This is a genomic window from Vibrio sp. V33_P6A3T137, assembly GCF_009904835.1.
Taxonomy (GTDB): Bacteria; Pseudomonadota; Gammaproteobacteria; order Enterobacterales; family Vibrionaceae; genus Vibrio; species Vibrio metschnikovii.
The window spans coordinates 1-2,445 of the sequence record NZ_WXWK01000004.1 but is presented as its reverse complement, the minus strand read 5'-3'; the positions used below and the strand labels follow the sequence as shown (position 1 = coordinate 2,445).

The window sequence follows — 2,445 nt, the reverse complement described above, 5'->3', positions numbered from 1 at the left end:
TTTTAAGTTAGAAATTTCGATATGAATCTATTCACATGTTATTAAAATAGGGATATTTATGTTTCGACAGTTTCAGTTAACTTTCACTCCTGATTGTATCGAGTATGTGAAAAAAGCTTACGCTAACCATAAAGTGATACTTGAGTATGGCTCTGGTGGTTCGACATTATATGCCGCTGAGCAAGGGTGTACTGTAGTGACCACAGAAACAGATCCTAAGTGGCTAGTTGAATTAATGGGCGCTTATCAAGAGCAAAAATTGCCGGGTACCATTATCCCGATTTATGCTGATATCGGGTCAACCAAAGCTTGGGGACGCCCAGTGGATGATAGCCAATTTAAGTTGTGGCCTGATTATCCGCAACGAGCATGGCGTTATTTACAAGAGCATAAATTACACCCAGATTTAATTCTGATTGATGGTCGTTTCCGAGTGGCAAGCTTTCTCACCGCTTGTGTTAATATTCGTAAGCCAACATTAGTGTTATTTGATGATTATGTTGAGCGTGATTATTACCACATTGTTGAGGCTTTATTTCAACCAGTAGAGATTATTGATGATCGTATGGCGGTATTTGAGATTAAACCTCGGAAGGTAACTCCGCGTTTTCTTGTGGAGAATATTAATTACTTTATCGATCCAAGCTAACGGCTGTATTATTACTACCCTGCGTATGTAAAAGTCTGCTTACTTTATCAGTTTATTACTAATCCCCTAATAATTTTATTTATAATGTCAGTCTAGGAGAGCCCCCTAATGATTAAAAAATGCTTATTCCCTGCTGCCGGCTACGGTACGCGCTTTTTACCCGCCACTAAATCGATGCCAAAAGAGATGATGCCGGTAGTCAATAAACCTTTGATTGAATACGGCGTTGATGAAGCGATTCAAGCAGGCATGACAGATATGTGTGTAGTAACAGGCCGTGGTAAACAAGCTTTGATGGATCACTTTGATAAAAACTATGAATTAGAGCATCAAATTCAGGGCACCAGTAAAGAAGCACTACTGGATGATATTCGTGGCTTAATTGATTCAGCGAATTTTACCTTTATTCGCCAGCGTGAAATGAAAGGCTTAGGCCATGCGATTTTAACCGGTCGTCCGTTAGTGGGGGATGAGCCGTTTGCTGTGGTGCTAGCTGATGATTTGTGTGTTAATGAACACAAAGGGGTACTGGCACAAATGGTGGCTTTGTATAACCAATTTCGCTGCACCATTGTCGCGGTGCAAGAGGTGCCCGACGATCAAACCCATAAATATGGCGTGATTGCTGGTCAAATGATCAAAGATGATCTGTTCCGCGTCGATGATATGGTCGAAAAACCCGACCCAGGTACGGCGCCAAGTAATCTCGCGATTATTGGCCGCTACATCTTAACACCAGATATTTTTGAGCTGATTGAGCAAACCGAGCCTGGTAAAGGTGGCGAAATTCAAATTACTGATGCACTCTTAAAGCAAGCCAAAGCGGGCTGCGTGTTAGCTTACAAATTTAAAGGTCAGCGTTTTGACTGTGGTAGTGTTGAAGGTTACATTGAAGCGACCAACTACTGCTTTGAACAGGTGTATAAAAAAGATCACAATACGCCGATTTCTCAGCAGCCAACAGTAAAAGTACCACGTGCTGAAAGTGAAACCGAAGTGGCTTAGTGATTATTTATTGATGGTGAAATATAGGCCATCATCATTATATAACGATTGATTTTACGAACACTAAGCAATGATCGATCCTCTTCCTGATAGTGAGATATTTTTAGATGTGTTTGTGGAAGCTCGCAGGTTTTTAACTCTATTGCTAAGTCATTTGAGTATCGCTTATGCTGTAGATTGCTTATATATTAATGTTAATTGTATATAGCTACCTATTTGGGTAGCTATTCTTTTTCTATTTATTGTTATCCATGGCTTTATCACTCTTTTTCTAGATACTGAACAGTAAGCTTTCAATTATATGTAAGATTTTAAGGGCTATCAATAATGTTATTTAAAAAAGCAAACAAATTATTTACTCAAGGGGATTATAATAATGCTCTAAAACTTTATTTACAATATGAGAAAAAATACGGAAATGAGAATGTAAGAGTTAATATTAAGCTATGTATGGATCGAATGGGAGAAAATGGATCGTTGAATGATTATTATCACGAAGACGTCCAATCTAATAAAATTAATGATTATTTCGATCATATATACGTAGTTAATTTACAGCATCAACATGAAAAGAGATTGAAAATAGCTACTCATTTAAAGGAGAATAATATTCACTTTGAAGTGTATAAAGCCAGTAATGGCTATCAAGGTGAGTTGCTTGATTTTTTTAATGAATATGAAGAAAAGTCACTTGGTCATTTAATAAGATATTCTGAATACTCTTTTCTCGAATTTAGTAAACAACAGCATTTGATTGAGTCTCCTGGTGCAATGGGTTATATATTCACTTA

Annotated in this window: 3 protein-coding genes; all 3 read left to right on the top strand. The window is 37.6% G+C overall.

The window, feature by feature from the left end; genetic code table 11:
* Window positions 1-58 precede the first annotated feature (58 nt).
* A complete protein-coding gene (locus tag CAG60_RS00210; protein WP_161438003.1) occupies window positions 59-649 on the top strand; it encodes a hypothetical protein in 591 nt (196 codons plus the stop codon).
* Between the two features lie 108 nt (window positions 650-757).
* Window positions 758-1,654 (top strand): UTP--glucose-1-phosphate uridylyltransferase GalU, encoded by an 897-nt coding sequence (gene galU / locus CAG60_RS00205; RefSeq protein WP_158144394.1) that lies wholly within the window; start codon window positions 758-760, stop codon window positions 1,652-1,654.
* Window positions 1,655-1,981: 327 nt separating this feature from the next.
* A partial coding sequence (locus CAG60_RS00200; protein WP_161438002.1) for a hypothetical protein occupies window positions 1,982-2,445 on the top strand: 464 nt, incomplete at its 3' end.

What these genes read in the sequence shown, in the direction of transcription:
- CAG60_RS00210 (WP_161438003.1), top strand. Translation starts at nt 59, where the DNA reads ATGTTTCGACAGTTTCAGTTAACTTTCACTCCTGATTGTATCGAGTAT.
- galU (WP_158144394.1), top strand. Translation starts at nt 758, where the DNA reads ATGATTAAAAAATGCTTATTCCCTGCTGCCGGCTACGGTACGCGCTTT.